The sequence below is a fragment of the Fimbriimonadaceae bacterium genome (assembly GCA_019638795.1).
GTDB lineage: Bacteria > Armatimonadota > Fimbriimonadia > Fimbriimonadales > Fimbriimonadaceae > JAHBTB01.
Genome location: JAHBTB010000005.1, coordinates 156948 through 176878 on the forward strand (window position 1 = coordinate 156948; position 19931 = coordinate 176878).

Consider the following 19931-nt stretch of genomic DNA (forward strand, 5'->3'; position numbering starts at 1 on the left):
GGGGCGTCCGGCAAGGGGACAAAGGTGAACGTCACCATGGTGTACCGGCCTATTCGCTACGAACAAATGATGAAAGCCGCTGAGGGGATGGATGTCCGTGCCCGCCGAATGTTCGACGGGATGGCGATCTATTCGGGAGAAAAGATGTTCGCTTACCTGGTGGGCGAAGACATTGGCCTCAAACTTTCCCCCGGCGACCTCCAAGAAGCGCTGACCATGCCCGGGGCCGAGTTGTTGAAGGCGAACGCACAAGCCGAGCCGATGCGCGACTACGTCCGCATGCCCCGCGCCGTCCTCGACAACTTCGACTCTTTCGTCGGCTGGGTGCACAAGAGCGCCTCGTACGCGTCTTCGCAAGCCGTCCATTGAGAGGCCTGACTTATCGCCATTCTCGTCGCGGGCCGGAGCTGATAGGGCTCCGGCCCGTTTTGTCGCCCGGACGCGTCCAAACTAGGTGGCCATGAAGAAAATCGGGGTGATCACGAGCGGTGGCGACGCGCCGGGCATGAACGCGGCCGTCCGGGCCGTCACTCGGGCCGCCTTGGGTCGTGGTGTCGAAGTCGTCGGCTTCGTCCATGGCTACCGCGGCATCATCGCCGAAGAGATCCTCGCCCTCGACTCCCGGGCGGTCGGCGGGATCATCAACATGGGCGGCACCATCCTCCGCACCGCCCGCTGCGACGAGTTCCGCACCCCCGAAGGGCGGGAGCAGGCCATGCAAGTCCTCCGTGACAACAACGTCGAGGGGCTCGTGGTCATCGGCGGGGACGGCTCGTTGACAGGTGCCCGCAAGCTCCACGACGAGTTCGGGTTCCCTGTCCTGGGCGTCCCCGGCTCGATCGACAACGACATCAGTGGCACCGACTTTTCGATCGGCTTCGACACCGCCGTCAACACGGCGTTGGAGGCCATCGACAAGGTGCGCGACACCGCACACTCGCACGAGCGGGTTTTCGTCGTCGAAGTCATGGGCAGGGCCAACGGTTTCATCGCCCTCGATGTCGCCCTGACCAGTGGCGCCGAGGCCGTCTTGATCCCCGAGGTGCCGTTCTCCCTGCTCGACATCTGCGACAACCTGAAACGCGCCCGGTCCCGGGGGAAGCGGAGTTCGATCATCGTCCTTGCCGAGGGTGCCGCCCGCGCCGCCGACGTCAAGGAGTTTGTCCAAAAGAACACCGGGTTCGAGGCCCGCTACCTGGTCCTCGGCCACATGCAGCGCGGCGGCTCGCCGACCGCCTTCGACCGGTTGTTGTCCCTGCGCCTGGGCGCCTTTGCCGCCAACCGCTTGATCAGCGGGTTCAGTAACGAGATGGTCGGCGTGGACGGGACAAAGCTGGTCACCCACCCGCTCAGCTATGTCCTCTCGACCGAGCGGACCATCGACCCCGAGCGGCTCCTCCTCGTCGACGTCATGTCCCAATGATCCTGACCGTCACCCTCAACCCCTGCGTCGACCTGACGCTGAACGTGGACGGCCTGAAGCCCCACGACACCAACCGGGTCACGTCGTGCGCGATGGACGCCGGCGGCAAGGGGGTGAACCTCAGTCGGGTCGCGGTGGAACTCGGCGCCGACTCGATCGCCACCGGGTTTGTGGGCGGCGCCAACGGCGCGAAGGTGCGGTATGTGCTCGACGAGCAGGGTGTCGTCTGCGGGTTCGTCCAGACGGAGTCCGAGACACGCGTGAACTACAGCGTCGAAAGCGGCGACGGTGCGCCGACGACCTTCAACACACGCGGCGGGGAGATCCGCCCTCATGAGTGGGAAAGGCTTGTGGCCGCCCTTCGCCACATGAGTTCCAGTGCGTCATGGGTCTGTTTTGGCGGCTCCACTCCTCCGGGCGTGCCGGACGACGCGACCATCCAATTGGCGGACATCGCCCGGGAGGCGGGCGCGAAGGTGCTCGTCGACGCCGACGGCGCGGCGTTGCGGAGGGCTATGGAGTTCAAGCCCGACCTGGTAAAGCCCAACACCGCCGAGGCCGGGCGGTTGCTTGGCCGCGAAATTAAGAGCCTCGACGAGGCCGTCATGGCAGCCCGCGAACTCGTCGGCCAGTTGGCCGCCGGTGGGGTGGCCATCATTTCGCGAGGCGGTGATGGTGCCGTTCTCGCCACCACGGACCGGGTTCTGGAGTCTCCCGGCGCCAAGGTCGAGGTCAAGAGCACCATCGGAAGCGGTGACTCGCTGCTCGGCGGCTTCTTGGCCGGGCTGACCAGTGGCAAGGACCTTGTCGACAGCTTCCGTCTTGGTCTCGCCGCCGGGGCGGCCACGGCGATGACCGACAGCACCGAGATCGCCCGTCGGCAGACTGTCGAGGACCTCTTGCCCCATATCCCGGTCTCGGAAGTCCTCTAGGCAGAGAGGTATCCTCACGTTCCTTGCCGGGATGGCGGAATGGTAGACGCGGCGGTCTCAAAAACCGTTGAGCCAAAAACTCGTGCGGGTTCGAGTCCCGCTCCCGGCACCACCACAGAATCTGTGTAATCTTGGGCGTCCCAAGGCGTCCAATGGATTGGGAGTTCCCAACATGCGTAGCGCTTTGACTCTTGGTTTGCTGACCTTTTCGGGGATGGCCATGGCCCAACTCTATGGTCAGCCAGGCCTGCCGAACCCCGTCTGGACCACCGTCGCCGAGGGGAACGACTGCCGGATCACCCGCGCCCAGACCGTCATCATCTCCAACCAGGGGGACTGGGTGCGCCACTTCCGGTTGATGTGCGGCATCGGAAACAACGTCGTCGTCAACGTTCCCATCATCGCCAACTGGATGAACGAAGACGTCGCCATCGTCCATTTGGGCCAAGTCCGTTCGGTCGGCTACCGGGTTTATATCGAGACCGTCGCGCGAGTCGGCGCAGACTTGGGCGTCCGGTGGGTGACCCTGACCCCGCCCCCCAACATTCACGTCGAACCGTTGCTTTGCAGCCCTTACTGCATCATCCGTATGCAACGGATGGCGGGCATGTACCGCTTCATCGGGCGTCAAATGGTGAACCCCTACTCGCCCGCCAACAACTGGGGCTGCACGGCCCCGGCATGGCGGTTCGGCCCGGGCGGCCTGACGCCGATCGCGGGTGGTGGCGGGCACCACGGCAATCCTCCGGCTTGGCGGTTTGGCCCGGGCGGACTGACGCCCCTGGAGACCGGTGGTGACCAAGGCCGTCACCGCGACCGCGACCGAGACCGAGACCATGATCGAGACCGTGACCGGGGCCGGGACAGAGACGGCAAAGGGCGCGGCGGCGGATAACATAGGCCCGTGAGGGCCGAGATTGTCTCCGTCGGCACCGAGATTCTGCTCGGGCAGATCGTCGACACGAACGCGGCGGAACTTGGCCGGCTGTTTGCGTCTACGGGGGTCGACCACGTCTTCCGCCAGACGGTGGGAGACAACCTGCAACGGCTCGTCGAGGCATTGCGCCTCGCCCTGTCGCGAAGCGACATTGTCGTCACCATCGGCGGCCTCGGGCCTACTGAAGACGACATCACTCGGGACGGCGTCGCCGCCGCACTGGATTCGCCCCTCGTGCTCGATCCCGCCCTCGAGGCTGGTCTCAGGGAGTTGTTCGAGCGTCGCGGTCTAGTCTGGACATCCAGCCAGACACGTCAGGCCCACCGGCCGGAGTGTGCGAGACCGATCGAGAATCCCAATGGCACGGCCCCAGGCCTTTTGGCAATGGCGCATGGCAAGACTGTGATCTGTCTGCCCGGCCCGAGAAACGAGTTCGTCCCCATGGTCAAGGGCCCCGTCGCAGCCGCCTTGGCTGACCTGAGCGGTGGAGGAGCCATCGTCTCACGTGTGTTGCGCGTGGTCGGGATTGGTGAGGCGGCCTTGGAGGAGCGGATCCAAGACCTCTTGGACCTGCCAGATGTCACCGTCGCGCCTTATGCCAAGGTGGGCGAGGTGCACTTGCGCTTGACGACCAGGGTAGCGGCCGGAGGTCAAGCGTCGGCCCTGGACCCCGTCGCCGCGGCGATCAGGGCCCGACTGGGCACCATGGTGTACGGCGAAGACGACCAGAGCCTTGAGGCGGTGGTGCTCGACCTCATGCGTCGAAGGGGGCTGACCCTGGTCACAGCCGAAAGCCTGACCGGCGGGATGGTCGGGGCCCGGTTCACCAGCGTCGACGGCGCTAGCAAGGTGTACCGGGGCGGTTTTGTCACCTATGCCGACGACGAGAAGGCCGACCGGTTGGGCGTGCCGCGCCTGCTTCTAGAGTCCCCCGACCATGGGGCGGTGAGCGAGGCGGTCGCCCTCGCCATGGCCGAGGGCGCGGTGCGACAGACCGGGGCAGACGTCGCCGTAAGCACCACCGGCGTCGCCGGGTCGGAGCCCCTGGTAGAGAACGGAGTCGAAAAGCCGTCCGGGCTTGTTTACGTCGCGGTGGCGGGTCTTGGCCCGTCGGTGGCTGTACGGCATCAACACCGTGGCGACCGCGCGACGGTCCGGGCTCGGGCCACGCAACACGCTGTCCACTTGCTGTACCAGTCTCTGGTCAATTCGGGGGACTAGAATCGGCCAGGAGATGTCTCAACCAGGCCACGCCACAACCAGACGGGGCAGCCGCCCATTGGTGGTCCTCAGCCGAGGGTCGCGCCATGGCTCGCTGTGGGCCGGCCACATCAAGGACCTGGTGCAGGGCTTCTCTTCCCAGGTCGTGGTCCCGGACTCGCTCGATGCGTTCGACACGACGCTCAGGCAAGCCGCCGGCGTGGTCGACGAAGTCTGGGTCGGCGGCGGTGACGGTTCGGTCCGGCGCGCGGCGGGAGCCCTGGCCGGAACCCCGACGGTGCTGGGCGTCCTCCCGATGGGTACGGGCAACGCCTTGGCCGGGGAGCTGGGCGTCCCGGACAAGCCGGAGGAGATGGTCGCGATGCTCCGCGACTCGGCCGTCGCAAAGAGCATCGACCTTGGGTCGTTCAACGGCGAAGTCTTCGTCAACGTCGCCACCCTGGGCCTGACCGCGGGGATCGCCACCGCCCTCCTCGACACCGACAAGAAGCTCCTGGGCAAGCTGGCCTACCTCCCTGCGGTGGTGAGGGCGGTCAAGGAAATGCACCAGATCCCCGTCGAGATCGAGACGCAGGGTCAGGTCTTCCGCGGGCCCATCCTCCAGTTTGTGGCGAGCAACGGAGGCCGGCATGCCGGGGGCTTTCCCGTCACGCCCAACGCCCGCATTGACGACGGCAAGCTGTCGGTCTACGCGGTCCGCCCGACGGGGACGGAGCCGCTCATCCAATACGCCGTGGCGCTTGTCCGGGGCAAGCACACCAAGCTCACCGAGGTCTGGAGCGTCGAGGTGGACAGGTTGGTCCTGTCCACCCCACGGAGCCGCACGTTCATTCTTGACGGGGACGCCGTGCAGACCGACCGCGCCGAGATCGCCCTGTTGCCCGGAGCGCTTCGCGTCCTTACCGCACCCTAGGCCGTCATCCCAGCTTCTTGTCGAGCACCATCCGCTCGATGAAGAACTCCATCATGCGGTCGCTGTTGATGCCCGAGTGGCCGAAGTCGGTTCCCACCTGCACCTCGATGTTCTTCCCCGCCCGTCGCAAGGCTTCGATGAGGGCCAGGGCGTTGTTCTGGTGGACGTTGTCGTCTGCGGTGCCGAAGTAGAGAAGCAGCCGACCCTTGAGGTTCGGAGCCAGCTTGATGCAGGAACCGGCGTCATAACCTTCGACGTTGTCTTCGGCCAGGCCCATGTAGCGCTCGGTGTAGGTCGTGTCGTAGTAACGGTAGTCGGTGACGGGGCTGCAGGAGCAAGCGGCGGCGAAGAGGTCGGGGTACCGCAGGAGGGCGGTCGCCGAGGCATACCCACCGTACGAAGTCCCCTCAATGCCGATCTTGGTCGCGTCGACATAGGGACGTTTAGCCAGCTCTCGCGCGAGGGCGGCCATGTCGTCGATCTCGGGCCCGCCCATCTTGCGATAGATCGCCTGGCGGAACGCCCGGCCCCGCCCCATGCCGTCGCGTTGCATGATCTCGATCCACAGGAAGCCCAGGTTGGTGCGGTCGTCCGGTATCTGGTAGTTTGCCGTCGGGCTACCCCAGTTCGGAGGGAGCGGCCCACCATAGACACTGAAGATCACGGGGTACTTCTTGTCGGGGTCGAAGTTCTTGGGTTTGCCCAGCCGCGCATAGAGGTCGGTGACCCCGTCTCCGGCCTTGAACTTGATCCATTCTTCCGGCTGGTATCCCGCGTCGGTCAGGGCCTTGGTGTCGCTGGTCGCCAGCACCTTCAGCACCTTGCCGTTGTTGTCGACGATCTGCAGGACGGGGGCCTCGGACGGCGACTCGGCGCGGTCGGCGAACGCCTTTCCGTCCGGTGAGAGGGCGACAGAGTGGTGCTTGGTGGGATCGGTGAGACGACGCGCCCCCGACCCGTCGAAGCCGACACGCCAGAGTTGTTGGTGATAGGGCCGGTCGGGGTTGTCCGTGATGTAGTAGACCGTCTTGGTCGCCGGATCGACCTTGAGAACCTTGATGACGTCAAAGGCATGGTCGGTCAGCATCTTCCGTGAGCCCTTGTCCACATCGACGACGCCGATGTTGAAGTAGCCCGAGTCCTCAAAGAGACTGAGGAGCTTGTCTTGGCCCAGCGACCAGGCCACGTTTGTGTAGCTCCACAGCGGCACAAACTCGACCCAGCCGTTCTTGTTCACCTGCCGGTCAAGGATCCTGACCGCCCCGCTGGCCGGATCGGCCGAGCAGAGTTCAAACTCCTGTTGCCGACGGTCCATGCGGTGGAACAGCAGGGCCTTGCTGTCGGGCCGCCAGGCGGCAGCGTAGGCGTAGTGTCCCAGGCCGTCGTCGAACGGCCCGGAGCGGACGTTCACCTTCACCGACTGGTTCTTCGCGACGTCGTAGATATAGATGTCGACCTGGGGGTTCGAGTGTCCCGGCTTGGGATAGGCCTCCACGCCCAGAGTCGGTTGCGGTGTCTTTTGACGCAGGAGGAAGTAGCTGTCAAGGACCTTGCTCTCGTCAAAGCGGAAGTACCAGAGTTTGCTCCCGTCGGGGGAGAAGCCCATGGCGTCGCGCTGCTCCAGCTCTTCGCCGTAGACCCAGCTACCGGTGCCGTACTTGACCCGCTTTTGCAGGTCGCCGTCGGTCGTCACCTTGACCTCGCGCTTGTCGGGGAAGACGAGCGTGATGTTGCCGTCCTTGTAGACCGCCTTCTTCCCGTCGCTCGACGTGACCGTGTCCAGCTGGCGCCCACGGCCCTGAGGCACTGGACCGGGGTCTGGTTCGACGCTCGCCGACTCTTTGACCTCGCCGGTGCTGAGTTTGTAGGTCGCTGACTTACCGTCCACCCGGAACCGGTAGGTGTCGGCGTCCACCCACGTCCCCGCATTGACGAGATTGACAAGTTGCCGGGCTTTGCCTCGGTTGGCGGTGTAGAAGTCGTAACCAGGAAGGTGGGGAAGGCGGTCTTGGGCGCAGGCGATCGCGGCCAGAGCACCTGTGGCGAGCAGGGTCGTTCGTTTCATCGCGGACACTGCGCTGGATTGTAACCCTAGCGGGCCTGGAGTGCGCCCTGTTTTGCAAACCTTGCCGCCACCGCCGACCAAGCCGGAACGACGAGAAGGGCGGGCAAAAATGTCTCGACAGGAAACTTCTTGATCCCAGTCAGGCCGAGACCGATGGCGAGGACGATGACGCCGCCGACGGCCGCCACCTCGTCAAGCACGCCGGGAGAATCCGCCAGCGGCTTCAGATACCGGGCCAACAGGGACACCCCGCCTTGGGCGACCAGGACCACCAACGCCGAGACGAGCACTCCCGGCCCTAGGGCGGCGGCGAGAAAGACGCTGGTGATGCCGTCCAGCCACGACTTGACTATCAGCAACTCGGAGTCGCCTTCAAGGGCGTCCTTCAGGCACCCCAAGAGCGTCATCGGCCCGACACAGAACAGGACGCTTGACGTGATGAGCCCTTCACTGAACGTCCCCTGCCCGCCGAAGAAGACCCTGGCCTGCTCGGCCACCAGGGCAAACCCCTGTTCGACGTGCGCCAATACACCCAGAACCCCGCCGACCGCGACGGACGCCACCGTCAACACAACGTTGGAACCCTTGATGAACAGCTTGGCCCCCAGGGCCATGACGCAAAGACCGACCCCAAAGACGACCACGGACTCAAGCCGAGGGTCGAGCCAACTCTTGGCGACTAAGCCCAGGCTGGCCCCCGCCGCGACGGATGCCGTGTTGACCAGCGTGCCGTGTACCGGCAGGTGCCGGGCACCCATCTAGCCCTTCAGCAGTTGGCGAAGGACATAGTTCAAGACTCCACCGTGGCGGTAGTAATCCACTTCGGTCGGGGTGTCGATGCGACAAGTCACCGAGAAGGTCTTGTCGTCGGCCTTCACCGTGAGGATCTTGCCACCGGCGAAACCACTGGCCACCGCGTCGGCCAAACCGACGACCTCAAACGTCTCGCGGCCGGTCAGCCCAAGGCCCGCGGCGCTTTGCCCAGCCTGGAACTGAAGCGGGAGCACGCCCATGCCCACCAGGTTGGAACGGTGGATCCGTTCGAAGCTCTCGGCAATCACGGCCCGGACACCGAGCAGTTTCGTCCCCTTCGCCGCCCAGTCGCGGCTCGACCCAGTGCCGTACTCCTTGCCCGCCAAGACGACGAGGCCGACCCCGGCCGCCTCATAGGCTTCGCTGGCGGCGAAAATCGAGGTGACTTCACCATTGAGCAGGTTGGTCGTGAAGCCACCCTCGGTACCAGGCGCCAACTGGTTGCGCAGGCGGACGTTGGCGAAGGTGCCGCGGATCATCACCTCGTGGTTGCCCCGGCGCGAACCGTAGGAGTTGAAGAGGTGCGGCCGGACGCCGTGGGCGATCAGGTACTCGCCGGCTGGTGAGTTGGCCTTGATCGACCCTGCCGGCGAAATATGGTCGGTCGTGATCGAGTCCCCCAGCAGCGCGAGGCACCGCAGACCCGCCAGGTCGGCGACCCGGGCGGGGGGCTCGGCAGCCATGCCGTCGAAGTAAGGGGCCTTCTTGACGTAGGTTGAGCCGTCACGCCACCCGAACCGGTCAGAAGCGGTGACCGCGATCTCCTTCCACTTCTCGTCGCCGTCGAAGACGGTGGCGTACGACTTACTGAACATCTCTCGGGTGATGTTCTTCTCGACGATCGCGGCGATCTCTTGTTGGGTCGGCCAAATGTCTTTAAGGTAGACGGCGTTCCCCTCGGGGGTATGGCCGACGGGCTCCGTGGTGAGGTCCAGGCCGATGTTGCCGGCAAAAGCGTAGGCGACGACGAGGGGCGGGGACATCAGGTAGTTGGCCTTGACTTCCGTGTTGACCCGTCCCTCAAAGTTGCGGTTGCCGCTCAGGACGCTCACGGCGACCAGATCCTTGTCCTTGATCAGCTGGCTGACCTCTTCGGGAAGCGGGCCGCTGTTGCCGATGCAGGTCGTGCACCCGTATCCGACGACGTTGAACCCGACGGCGTCAAGGTCGTCGAGCAGGTCGGCGTCCTCCAGATACCGCGTGACGACCCGGGAGCCGGGGGCTAACGAGGTCTTCACCCAGGCCTTGGGCTTGAGCCCCAGCCGGCGAGCCTTGCGCGCGACGAGCCCGGCGGCGACCATCACCGAGGGGTTGCTCGTGTTGGTGCAACTCGTGATGGCGGCGATGACCACGTCTCCGTTGGTCAGGTCGGCGACTTTGTCCCGCCCGTTCGGGGTCGGAGGCAAGACGCCGGGGAATGCGGCGGCGAAGCTGTCCTTCGCGTGGCCCAGCAGGGCGCGGTCTTGGGGACGCTTCGGCCCGGCCACGCTGGGTTCGACGTCGCCGAGGTCGAGTTCGAGGGTGGAACTGTACTGGGCGGCCGGTGAGTCGGCGGTGTGGAAAAGGCCCTGGGCGGTGAAGTAGTCCTGGACGAGGGCGACCTGTTCGTCCGAACGGCCACTGACGCGCAAGTAGCGTAGGGTCTCTGCGTCCACCGGGAACAAGCCGCAGGTCGCCCCGTACTCGGGTGCCATGTTGCTGATCGTCGCCCGGTCGGCCAAAGGCATGTTGGGGATGCCGGGGCCGAAGAACTCGACGAACTTGCCGACGACGCCGTGCTTGCGGAGCATCTCGGTGACAGTGAGGACGAGGTCGGTGGCCGTAGCGCCCTCGCGGAGTTTGCCCGTGATCTTGAACCCGACGACCTGCGGGATGAGCATGGACACCGGCTGACCGAGCATGGCGGCCTCGGCCTCGATGCCTCCGACGCCCCAACCGAGGACACCGAGGCCGTTGACCATCGTCGTGTGGCTGTCGGTGCCGACCAAGGTGTCGACACAGGCGACGCCGTCGGTCTTCATGACAACGCGGGCCAGGTACTCGAGGTTGACTTGGTGGCAAATGCCCGTGTTGGGCGGGACGACCTTGAAGTTGTGCAGGGCGCCCTGCCCCCATTTGAGGAACTCGTACCGTTCGCCGTTCCGCTCGAACTCGAGGTCGAGGTTGATCTGGAGGGCGGCCTCGGAGCCATAGGAGTCGACCTGGACCGAGTGGTCGATGACGAGTTCGACCGGCTGGAGCGGGTTGATCTTTTGCGGGTCGCCCCCGAGGGTGGCCATCGCGTCCCGCATCGTGGCAAGGTCGACGACACAAGGCACCCCGGTGAAGTCTTGAAGGAGGACGCGGGCGGGGGTGAACTGGATTTCCTGGCTGGGCTCCGCTTCGGGCCGCCAGTTCAGGAGCGCCTCAATATCGGCCCGACGCACGTTGACGCCGTCCTCGAGTCGCAGGAGGTTCTCCAAGAGCACCTTGAGCGAGTAGGGGAGGCGGCTCACGTCGTGCCCCTGGATGTCCGGCAACGAGTAGTAAGTGACGTCTTGCCCGCCTAGTGAGGCCTGTTTCCGCGTTTTGAAGCTGTCCATTCGGTGCCCTGATGTGAAGAAGTGCCCTCAAGGTTACCTGTCGGACTTCGAGACGGCGGGGTAGCCCCCGGATATTCTGTTCATCGTCTCGGGTGCAACAGATAGAATCCGCCCATGCCGTTCTTGCCTGCTCCTGACTGGAACCTGACTTGCGAAAAAACCGGGTTCCGCGACACCGGAACTTATGCTGAGGCGGTCGCCTTTTGCCGACGACTCGCCGAACACAGCCCGTCGGTCGCGAAAGTGGAAATCTTCGGCACCACCCCCCAGGGTCGGCCGATGGTGGCGCTCGTCTTGGGCAAAGACGACTCGCGAAAACCCACCGTCTTCATCCAGAGCGGTATCCACGCCGGTGAGATCGAGGGCAAGGACGCCACCCTCATGCTCGCCCGCGACATCGTGGTCAAGGGCCGGCACCGCGACCTGCTCGCCAAGGCCCGCCTGGTCATCGTGCCCGTCTTCAATGTCGACGGCCACGAGAGGACGAGCCCCTACAACCGGATCAACCAGAACGGCCCTTCGAGCATGGGCTGGAGGACGACGGCCCAGAACTTCAACCTCAACCGCGACTACATCAAGCTGGACGCGCCGGAGACCCGCGCCTTGGTCGCCTACATGCGCAAGTGCCGCTCCGAGGCCTTCATGGACAACCACACCAGCGACGGCGGGGACTGGCAGTACCAGATGCACTATGACGTCCCACGATGGCCGAACATGCCCGCCGGCCTCGTCAAGCTCTCCGAAGACCTGAACGCGACTCTGGCCGACCGTCTCCTCGCCGACGGATTGCTGAACGCCCCCTACTTTGGCGGCATCAGTCCGACAAACCCGGAGCGCGGTGTGACGGTGAGCCCGTTCACCGCCCGGTTCTCGCACGGCTACGCCGCCGTCACTGACCGGGTCAGTGTCTTGGTCGAGACGCACATGATGAAGCCGTACCGGGACCGCGTCCTGAGCACGTACAGCATCGACTTGAGGACCTGGGAATGGGTGGCCGCCCATGCCGCCGAGCTCATGAAGGTACGCCGGGCAAGCTTGGCCGAAGACGCCCAGGCCAAGGAGGGTGACCGCCTGGTGCTGACCGCCAAGACCGGTCCCGGACGACGGCCCTGGGTCTTCAAGGGTTGGAAGTACACCCCGCGCGAAAGCAAGGTGACCGGCGCCAAGGTCGCCGCCTGGGAGCACGTGCCGCAAGACGTCCAGTCGTCGGTCCGCGACACCTTTGTCCCCGACCTCACCGTGTCATTGCCGGCGTTCTACGTCGTCCCGGCCGAGTGGGCCAGGGAGGTCGGCGACATCCTTTCCCTGCATGGCGTCCAGTTCTGGCGGACTTCGGTAGACCACACTTTCGACGCGCCGGTCACCGTCCTTGACGGGATCAAGTTCCCTCCCCAACCTTTCGAGAACCGGTTCATGCCCACGTTCAAGCCGGTCGCCGCGACGCGGAGGGTGGCGTTGCGGCGCGGGGCCTTGGTCGTCCCCGTCGGCCAGCCGTATGTCCGCGTCGCCGCCCAACTCTTGGAACCGCAAGCCCCCGACTCGCTCGTCGCCTGGGGGTTCTTCAACATGGTGGCCGAGCAAAAGGAGGGTGCCGACGGCCACATGCTTGAGCCCGTCGCTCAGAAAATGTTGGACAGCGACTCCAAGCTCAAGGCGGAGTTCGAGGAGAAGTTGAAAGACCCGGCCTTTGCCAACAACCCGTTTGCCCGCCTCGACTTCTTTTATCGCCACAGCCCGTATTGGGACAGCCACCTCGGCGTCTACCCCGTGTTACGTCTCTCGGCCAAGGACTGGGTGACACTCCGGTCAAGCCGGTGACGCACCGCAACCCGTACGCGGTACCCGTCGCCCGCCGCTTGGCGCGATAGGGGAGCGTTCAGGAACCTTGGCCCGGGTCGGACCGAGGTTCCTCCACCACTTTCCTAGACTGGTCTACTTCTTCCAGTCCGCGACAAAGACGTTCGTCTCGCGCGCGACCTTGCCGTTACGGTTACTGGCGAACACGATCTTCTTGCCGTCCCGGCTCACCATGGGGAAGCCGTCGAACCCCGGGGCGTGGGTGATCTGGGTCAGGTTTTTGCCGTCAATGTCGACCATGTAAATGTCGAACTCGGCGCTCCGCGGGTCTTTGAAGTTGGTCGAGAAGAGGATCTTCTTGTTGCCCGGCAGAATGAAAGGTGCGAACGAGGCCCCGGGCAGGTTGGTCACCTGCCGTTTGTTGCTTCCGTCGGCGTTCATCACCCACAGGTCCATTTTGGTGGGGCGCACCAGGTGCTGCTTCAGAAGGGCCTCATACTCCTGCTCTTCCGCCGCGTCCTTGAACGGGGCGGTGCGGCGGTACGCGATCAAAGAGCCGTCCCAGCTGACGAAGGGCCCGCCGTCATAGCCCTTGGCGTCGGTCAGCTTCTTGATGTTCTTGCCCTTCAGGTCGCAGCGGTAGATCTCCAGGTCGCCCTGGTAGTCGCTGGTGAAGACCATGTACCGTCCCTTGGGGTCGATCGTCACTTCGGCGACATAACCAGGGAGGTCAAGCACCTTCTCGATCTTGCCTCCCTTGGCCGGGCGGCGGTACAGGCGGTAGTTCGGGTTGATCATCCAGACGTACCCCTTGCTCATGTCCACCGGCGGCTGCGGGCCCTTCTCCAGATCGTGGGTGCTACTGAAGTAGATCCATTTGCCGTCGGGCGAAAAATAGCTGCATGTGCAACGACCTAGCCCCGTACTGACGAGCTTGCGGTTTTTGCCGGTCGCCGTCATGCTGAACACTTGCTCGTCGGGGTACTGCGGTTGCATCGACTGCCAGGTCAGTTTGGTACCGTCCAGGTTCCAATAGGCCTCGGCGTTCTGGCCGCCAAAGGTGATCTGGCGGACATTGGCCAGATGGGTCTCATGCGGGTCGGCCTTGATCTTTTCGCTGGTCGGCCAATGGGCGAAGGGGTCTGCAACGGCAAAAATGGCGGTTGCAGCGAGGGCGGCGATCATTTTTCTGTTCTACCCGCGGGGGCCCAAAACGCCGATGGGGCATGGCGGCGGTTGGGCCTAGCAAGCGGGTTCAATTCCTAGATCGACCATGAATGACGCACGACATTTCGCCCCGCTGTCCGATGTCCGGACCTGGGAGAGGACGACCCAGGGGGTCCGGCTCCGGCTGGACGGCGCGACGGTGACGGTCGCCGTTCTGGACCTCGACGTGCTCCGGGTCGAGGTGGTCCCCGAAGACCGTCCCGAGGCGCCGCCTCAATACGCGGTCTGCGCCGACGTCTCCCAGATGGTCGCGCCGTTCGAAGTCAGCGAGGATAAGGACAAGGTCACCCTCACGACATCGGCCATGGTCGTGGAGATCGGCCTTGCGCCTTACCGCCTCCAAGTCTTCCGGCCCGACGGCAGTGCGGTCCTCGCCTTGGCCAAGAAGCCTCGGTTCGGCAGCTACGCTGGGCTGAACGATTCGTTCGCCTTCTCACGGGCCAGGGCCAAGAAAGACATGGTGCTGGGCCTTGGCGAGCGGACCGGCACCCTTGACCGTAACGGTCGCAAGTTCCAGATGTGGAACGTCGACATCCTGAGCGAAGGGGCGCGGGTGGAGGCCGGTTGGCGTGAGGGTGACCTGGAGCCCGAGAAGGATCCCACGAGCACCGCGTTCGACCCCTACTACATCGCCGTCCCCTTCTATCAAGTCGTGGACCAAGCGGGTCGCGCCGCCGGGTTCTTTGTGGACAACGTCGGCCGGGCGACGTACGACTTCACGGCACCGGGCGAAACGTGCGTCCGCTTTGACAGCGGGCGGTATGTCGAATACGTCTTTGCCGGCCCCGGACTTGCCCGTGTGCTGGAAGCCTACACGTGCCTGACGGGTCGGACCCCGTGCCCGCCGCTTTGGGCCCTCGGCCATCACCAATGCCGCTGGTACCCCTACCACCAGGACGACGTGGTCAAGCTCGCCGACACGTTCCGGCGTAAGGAGATCCCGTGCGACACCCTTTGGCTGGACATCGACCACATGGACGGGTATCGGGTGTTCACCTGGAACCCCAAGCTGTTCCCCGACGCCCCGGCCATGCTGAAACAACTCAAGGGCAAGGGCTTTCGGTGCGTCACGATCATCGACCCCGGGGTGAAGCAAGAACCGACCTACCCGGTCTACGACTCCGGACTGAGCGAGGATGTCTTCTGCAAGACCCCGGAAGGAGCGACCTACATCGGGCAAGTCTGGCCGGGCAAGACCGCCTTCCCCGACTTTGTGCTGCCCGAAGCCCGGCGGTGGTGGGGCGCGCTCAACGCCAAGCACGTGGCCAGCGGCCTCGCCGGCATCTGGAACGACATGAACGAACCCGCCACGGGCGACGTGGCCCCCTATGCCATGCGGTTCGGCCGTGGCCGGTTCAGCCACGCCACCTACCACAACGCCTACGCCCTCCTGATGGCGATGGCCACGGTCGAAGGCCTGAACCAGGCGATGCCCGACTTGCGGACGTTCGTCCTGAGCCGGGCGGGTTCCGCCGGCATCCAACGGTACGCGGCCAACTGGCTCGGTGACAACGTGTCCTGCTGGGAGCACCTGGGTATGGCCCTCACGATGTCGCTTGGCCTCGGACTTTCGGGACAGGCGTTCGTCGGCGCGGACATCGGCGGGTTTGTCCACGACTCCGAAGGCGAGCTCCTCGCCCGCTGGATGCAGTTCGCCGCGCTGACCCCGTTCTGCCGCAACCATAACGACGCGAACGGCGTCGACCAGTACCCCTGGAGCTTCGGGCCCAAGGTCGAAGAGGTGTGCCGGCAGGCCTTGCGCCTCCGCTACCGCCTCATGCCTTACCTGTGCGCCTGCTTTGTCCAGGCAGAACAGACCGGCGTGCCGGTGATGCGCCCGCTGGTGCTGGAAGCCCCGGCCGACCTAAACCTGCGTGCGGTGGCCGACGAGTTCATGGTCGGACCGGACCTCCTCGTCGCCCCGGTCGTGGCCAAGGGTAAGCGAAGACGCGCCGTCAGCCTGCCCGAAGGGTTGTGGTACGACTGGTGGGACGGCACCCCGGCCCAGGGCCGCTTCACCCGTCCGGCCCCTCTGGACACCCTCCCGCTCTACGCCAGGTCGGGCAGTGTGGTGCCCCTGTGGCCGGCCGTCCCCGCCTCCACCGACGGATTCGAACCCACGTCCCTCGAACTTCGTGTCTTCCCTCCCGCCGACGACGGCGAGTCCACGTCGGTTTTCTATGAGGACGACGGTCTGACGACGGCCTACCGGCAGGGCGTCCGGCTGACCACCCGGGTCACCGTCACGCGGTCGGGGCGACGGCTCCGCGTCAGGCTCGACACCACCGGCCAGCCCCACGAGCGGTGGCAGAGGTCGGCCGTCAGGCTCGTCTTCCCCGCCCCCATGCAGGTACCGGAAGTGGAGCTTGCCCACGGTCTCGGAGTGACCGAGCACGAAGTCCGGCTGCCCGGATGAGGCGTCCGGGCCCTGGTATCCTGGTGCCCCGCGCGGCCTCGTAGCTCAGTGGATAGAGCGCCTCCGTCCTAAGGAGGGCGTCGGGGGTTCGATTCCCTCCGGGGCCGCCAAGTTTTAGCTTCAAGACTGGTGCAGATCAGACGAACATCTTTGCGTGAAGCCTCGCTCCGACCAGATTTCAGCTGTCAAATCAGGTTCATCTCCGATCAGACTCACCCACGAACTAGACAACGAAACCAGATGGTCAGGGCAAAATGAGCAATGCCCTCGCCTGTCAACATCGAAGCATACGAATTGGCTCAAGAAGCGGTATCGCTAATGAAGAGCGCCATTATCAGAGTGCTCGCCGATCATCCAGAGGGTCTGAAGAACAGCGAGATCGGTCGCCGGCTTGGAGTGAACGCCGACTTTCTCGACGATCAGCAGGGATGGTTCCAGTATACAGTTCTCAAGATCATGGAGCTGGAGCGAACGGTAGAGCAACCGAAATCACGCGGACCATGGCGCCTCGTCCAACCAAGGAAGGTGAAATCTGAAGGGCAGGAAGCCACCGTCGATCGCTAGCCTCGCAATTCCGACTCGGACCTGTCCTCGGGCGGGAGCAGGTATGGCCCCCCGTTCAGAGCTTGCTTAATAGTGCCATTGCCGTCGGCTACACAGCCCAAATCTGGAGAGTAGGCACCTGATGCAAGGCCTAAGGAGGGCGTCGGGGGTTCGATTCCCTCCGGGGCCGCCACGCCGTACCGGTTCACTCCCTTGGCGGCGAGGCCGACCGGACGCAACGGAAACCGACGTGGCACAGCCCCGTGTCTGGTGACGACTTCATCCGGGCCGTCGGCCGGTAGCCCACGCACGAATTGGCGGCGCACAAGTACGAGCCGCCCCGCATCACCCGCTTGGGGACGCCAGGTTCTTGGGGGTCGACCGAGTCAGCCGGCCCGGACGGGTCGGTGGACGGCGACGCCGGGTAGGCGTCCGGGCGGTACCAGTCGGCACACCATTCCCAAACGTTCCCCGCCATATCGGAAAGTCCGTTGGCGGTGGGAGGGAACCGACCGACCGGCGCGAGCCCAGCGTATCCGTCCTCTTTGTCGTCCTTGGACGGAAAGTCTCCCTGCCAGATGTTGGCCTGGGGACGCTTCGGGTCGAAGTCGTCGTCACCCCAGGTGTAGGCCGACCCGGCTTTGCCCCCCGTGGCAGCGAACTCCCACTCGGCCTCGGTCGGCAGGCGTTTGCCCGCCCAACGGGCATAGGCGGTCGCGTCGTTCCAACTCACCTGCACGACGGGGAAGTCGTCCTTGCCTTGGATGTCACTCTTCGGCCCCAGAGGATGTCGCCAGTCGGCCCCTGGCACATAGCTCCAGCCTTTGCCCGCGCTAAAGACGGCCGCACCAGGCACGAGTTTCTCTGCCGGTACCCCGGGATACGCCTTGGGGTCGGGCCTGCGTTCCGCCTCGGTGACGTATCCGGTCGCCGTGACGAACGCGGCGAACTGCCGGTTGGTGACCTCGTGCTGGTCCATGTAGAACGGTGACACGGTGACCTGGTGGGGCGGCCGCTCGTCGTCCATCCCCGAGTCGGAGCCCATGGTGAAGGTGCCTCCTGCGACGAAGACCATGCCCTCTGGAGGAGCGGGGGTCACCGGGGCGGGAACTTGGGCCCCGGCCCGAACGCGGCGCGGGCCCGCACACCCGGCGACCAGGACGGCCGTCAGCGACAGGGCCAGCATGGCCGGGCATGCGCGCATCGGAGGTTCAGTTTACAACCGTCGGGCACCGCCGTTGAACCTACCTGGCCCATGGATCCGTGCCAGGATGGGGCGGATGAGCCAAGGCCAGCGCGCCCGACAGACCGCGACCAGGCTCGTTTTCCTGGTGCTGGGCTGGTCGGTCGGGGCATGGGCTCCTATGGTGCCCCTCGTCAAGGCGAGCCACGGGCTCGACGAGGCGCGGTTGGGCACGTTGCTCCTCTGCCTTGGACTCGGCTCCATTGTCGTCCTGCCGTTTTGTGGCCGCCTGTCCGTCTTGTTCGGCCTTCGCCGGGTGCTCACCGCGTCGGGCCTCGCCTGCGCGGCGTGCCTGTTGCTGGCGGTGGTCGTCCCCGGCCAGTGGGCCCTGGCTGCCGCCCTGGCCCTGCTCGGGGCGTCCATCGGGGTCACCGACGTCGTCGTGAACATCCAGGCGGTCGCCGTCGAACGCGAGGCGGGGCGCCCCCTGATGTCGGGCTTCCACGGCATGTTCAGTGTCGGCGGAGTGGCGGGCTCTGCCGTCGCGACGGCCTTGCTGAAGCTGGGATCTACGCCAGTGGCGACGACATGGGTGGCGGTGGCGGCGATGGTCGTGGGATTGGTCCTGGCCCGGCCCGGCCTCATGGTCTCGGGCGAGGACCGTGACGGGCCAGCCTTCGCCCTTCCGCGCGGGCGGGTGCTCGCGCTGGGGGCGATGTGCTTCGTCCTCTTCATGGCCGAAGGCTCGGTGACCGACTGGGCCGCGATCTTGTTACGCGACTGGAGGGGTTGGCCCGACGGTGCCGGTCTCGGCTACGTCGCCTTCGCGGCGATGATGACGACGGGCCGGCTCACCGGCGACCGCTTGGTCGCCCGCGTAGGTCGGCTGCGGACGGTCGTCCTCGGGTCGGCGGTCACAGCTTTGGGGTTTGTCTTGGCCGCCGCGGTCCCCTCGCCCACCGCCGGCCTCGTCGGCTTCGCGTTGGTCGGGGCAGGCGCCTCAAACGTGGTGCCGGTCTTTTTCACCGCCGCGGGCAACCAGCGCGACATGCCGGCCGCCCAAGCCCTGCCCGCCGTGACGACGGTGGGCTACCTCGGGTTCCTGGCCGGACCGGGCCTGATCGGTCACGCCTCCCAGGCCTTCACTCTGCCCGTGGCCCTGCTGATGCTGGCCACCGCCCTTCTCGTCGTCGCGGTCGCCGCGCCGGCGGCGATGGGCCGGACCCTCCAATCCGCCTGACGTCAGGCGAAGCGGGCGACCCAGTCGGCAAACGACTGCATCACGGCAACGAGATACTTCTTCGTTTCCTCGTTGGTCAGGTTCCCTTGTTCGTCAAAGAGCGTGTTGGTCTTGCCAATGTAGACCTCCGGCTGGCCCATTGTCGGCATGTTCAAGAACACGAGCGACTGGCGCAGGTGGTGGTTCGCGCCAAACCCGCTGATCTGCCCCGGGGACTGGGCGGCGACCATGGCCGGCTTGCCCTGCAACGCCCCTTGGCCGTAGGGCCGCGAGCCGACGTCGACCGCGTTCTTGAGGACGCCAGGGACCGACCGGTTGTATTCCGGAGTGACAAAAAGGACGGCGTCCGCCGCCTTGATCTTGTCGCGGAACGTGGTCCATTCAGCAGGCGGTTCGGCTTCAAGGTCTTGGTTGAAGAACGGCAGGTCGCCAATGGGGACGTTTTCAAACTCTAAAGAGTCCGGGGCCGCTTCGGTCAAGGCCTTGGCGACCAGACTGCTGTAGCTGCCCTTGCGCAGGCTCCCGACGATGACGGCGACTTTGTAGCTCATGATGATTTTCCTGTTCCGAAGTCAGTTTTGTTGTACGCGCAATTGACAAGTCTTGTCGCCAAGCCTAGCGGCATCGGCCCGATGGGCT

General features: G+C 65.2%; 16 protein-coding genes and 2 tRNA genes. 12 read left to right on the forward strand and 6 right to left on the reverse strand.

Annotated elements, in window-relative coordinates; genetic code table 11:
• Window positions 1-69 precede the first annotated feature (69 nt).
• The 7 genes from KF857_07990 (at window position 70) to KF857_08020 (ending at window position 5426) form a co-directional block, all read left to right on the forward strand.
• The gene (locus KF857_07990) at window positions 70-369 is read left to right on the forward strand and encodes a TfoX/Sxy family protein (GenBank protein MBX3111936.1); all 300 of its coding nucleotides are present in this window, start codon (window positions 70-72) and stop codon (window positions 367-369) included.
• Between the two features lie 91 nt (window positions 370-460).
• Window positions 461-1423, forward strand: coding sequence for a 6-phosphofructokinase (pfkA, locus tag KF857_07995; protein MBX3111937.1), 963 nt, complete (start codon window positions 461-463; stop codon window positions 1421-1423).
• Window positions 1420-2355: a 1-phosphofructokinase family hexose kinase gene (locus KF857_08000; protein MBX3111938.1), complete on the forward strand. Its 936-nt coding sequence runs from the start codon at window positions 1420-1422 to the stop codon at window positions 2353-2355. Before pfkA ends, KF857_08000 begins: the two co-directional genes overlap by 4 nt.
• Before the next feature lie 25 nt (window positions 2356-2380).
• Window positions 2381-2467: transfer RNA gene (locus KF857_08005), tRNA-Leu, on the forward strand.
• Window positions 2468-2527: 60 nt separating this feature from the next.
• Complete coding sequence (locus tag KF857_08010; GenBank protein MBX3111939.1) at window positions 2528-3250, forward strand: hypothetical protein; 723 nt, start codon at window positions 2528-2530, stop codon at window positions 3248-3250.
• Between the two features lie 9 nt (window positions 3251-3259).
• The gene (locus KF857_08015) at window positions 3260-4513 is read left to right on the forward strand and encodes a competence/damage-inducible protein A (protein MBX3111940.1); all 1254 of its coding nucleotides are present in this window, start codon (window positions 3260-3262) and stop codon (window positions 4511-4513) included.
• A 13-nt stretch (window positions 4514-4526) separates the two neighbouring features.
• Entirely contained in the window at window positions 4527-5426 is a 900-nt protein-coding gene (locus tag KF857_08020) for a hypothetical protein (protein MBX3111941.1), read from the forward strand.
• Between the two features lie 4 nt (window positions 5427-5430).
• Here KF857_08020 and KF857_08025 read toward each other — a convergent pair whose 3' ends face one another.
• From KF857_08025 to acnA, 3 genes are read right to left on the reverse strand one after another with little or no spacing between them, the layout of a single operon-like run.
• Entirely contained in the window at window positions 5431-7491 is a 2061-nt protein-coding gene (locus KF857_08025) for a DPP IV N-terminal domain-containing protein (protein ID MBX3111942.1), read from the reverse strand.
• A 26-nt stretch (window positions 7492-7517) separates the two neighbouring features.
• Window positions 7518-8249, reverse strand: coding sequence for a DUF554 domain-containing protein (locus tag KF857_08030; protein ID MBX3111943.1), 732 nt, complete (start codon window positions 8247-8249; stop codon window positions 7518-7520).
• Complete coding sequence (gene acnA / locus KF857_08035; protein MBX3111944.1) at window positions 8250-10886, reverse strand: aconitate hydratase AcnA; 2637 nt, start codon at window positions 10884-10886, stop codon at window positions 8250-8252.
• Window positions 10887-11000: 114 nt separating this feature from the next.
• Here acnA and KF857_08040 point away from each other — a divergent pair, with 114 nt between their 5' ends.
• Window positions 11001-12704 carry a M14 family metallopeptidase gene (locus KF857_08040; GenBank protein ID MBX3111945.1) on the forward strand — a complete coding sequence of 568 codons (1704 nt, stop codon included), beginning with the start codon at window positions 11001-11003 and terminating at the stop codon, window positions 12702-12704.
• Window positions 12705-12818: 114 nt separating this feature from the next.
• Here the strand turns inward: KF857_08040 and KF857_08045 are convergent, their stop codons facing one another.
• Entirely contained in the window at window positions 12819-13868 is a 1050-nt protein-coding gene (locus KF857_08045; protein ID MBX3111946.1) for a PD40 domain-containing protein, read from the reverse strand.
• Between the two features lie 88 nt (window positions 13869-13956).
• On the opposite strand from KF857_08045, the gene KF857_08050 reads away from it, so the two are divergent.
• The 3 genes from KF857_08050 (at window position 13957) to KF857_08060 (ending at window position 16890) form a co-directional block, all read left to right on the forward strand.
• Window positions 13957-16326, forward strand: coding sequence for a DUF5110 domain-containing protein (locus KF857_08050; protein MBX3111947.1), 2370 nt, complete (start codon window positions 13957-13959; stop codon window positions 16324-16326).
• 34 nt (window positions 16327-16360) lie between these two features.
• Window positions 16361-16436 (forward strand) — tRNA-Arg (locus tag KF857_08055).
• A 151-nt stretch (window positions 16437-16587) separates the two neighbouring features.
• Window positions 16588-16890 carry a hypothetical protein gene (locus KF857_08060; protein ID MBX3111948.1) on the forward strand — a complete coding sequence of 101 codons (303 nt, stop codon included), beginning with the start codon at window positions 16588-16590 and terminating at the stop codon, window positions 16888-16890.
• A gap of 184 nt (window positions 16891-17074) precedes the next feature.
• Here the strand turns inward: KF857_08060 and KF857_08065 are convergent, their stop codons facing one another.
• Entirely contained in the window at window positions 17075-18073 is a 999-nt protein-coding gene (locus KF857_08065; protein MBX3111949.1) for a formylglycine-generating enzyme family protein, read from the reverse strand.
• 76 nt (window positions 18074-18149) lie between these two features.
• Between KF857_08065 and KF857_08070 the strand changes: the two genes are divergently transcribed.
• On the forward strand, window positions 18150-19292 hold the full coding sequence (locus KF857_08070) for an MFS transporter (GenBank protein MBX3111950.1): 1143 nt from the start codon (window positions 18150-18152) through the stop codon (window positions 19290-19292).
• Window positions 19293-19294: 2 nt separating this feature from the next.
• Here the strand turns inward: KF857_08070 and KF857_08075 are convergent, their stop codons facing one another.
• Window positions 19295-19849: an NAD(P)H-dependent oxidoreductase gene (locus tag KF857_08075; protein MBX3111951.1), complete on the reverse strand. Its 555-nt coding sequence runs from the start codon at window positions 19847-19849 to the stop codon at window positions 19295-19297.
• Between the last annotated feature and the right edge of the window lie 82 nt (window positions 19850-19931).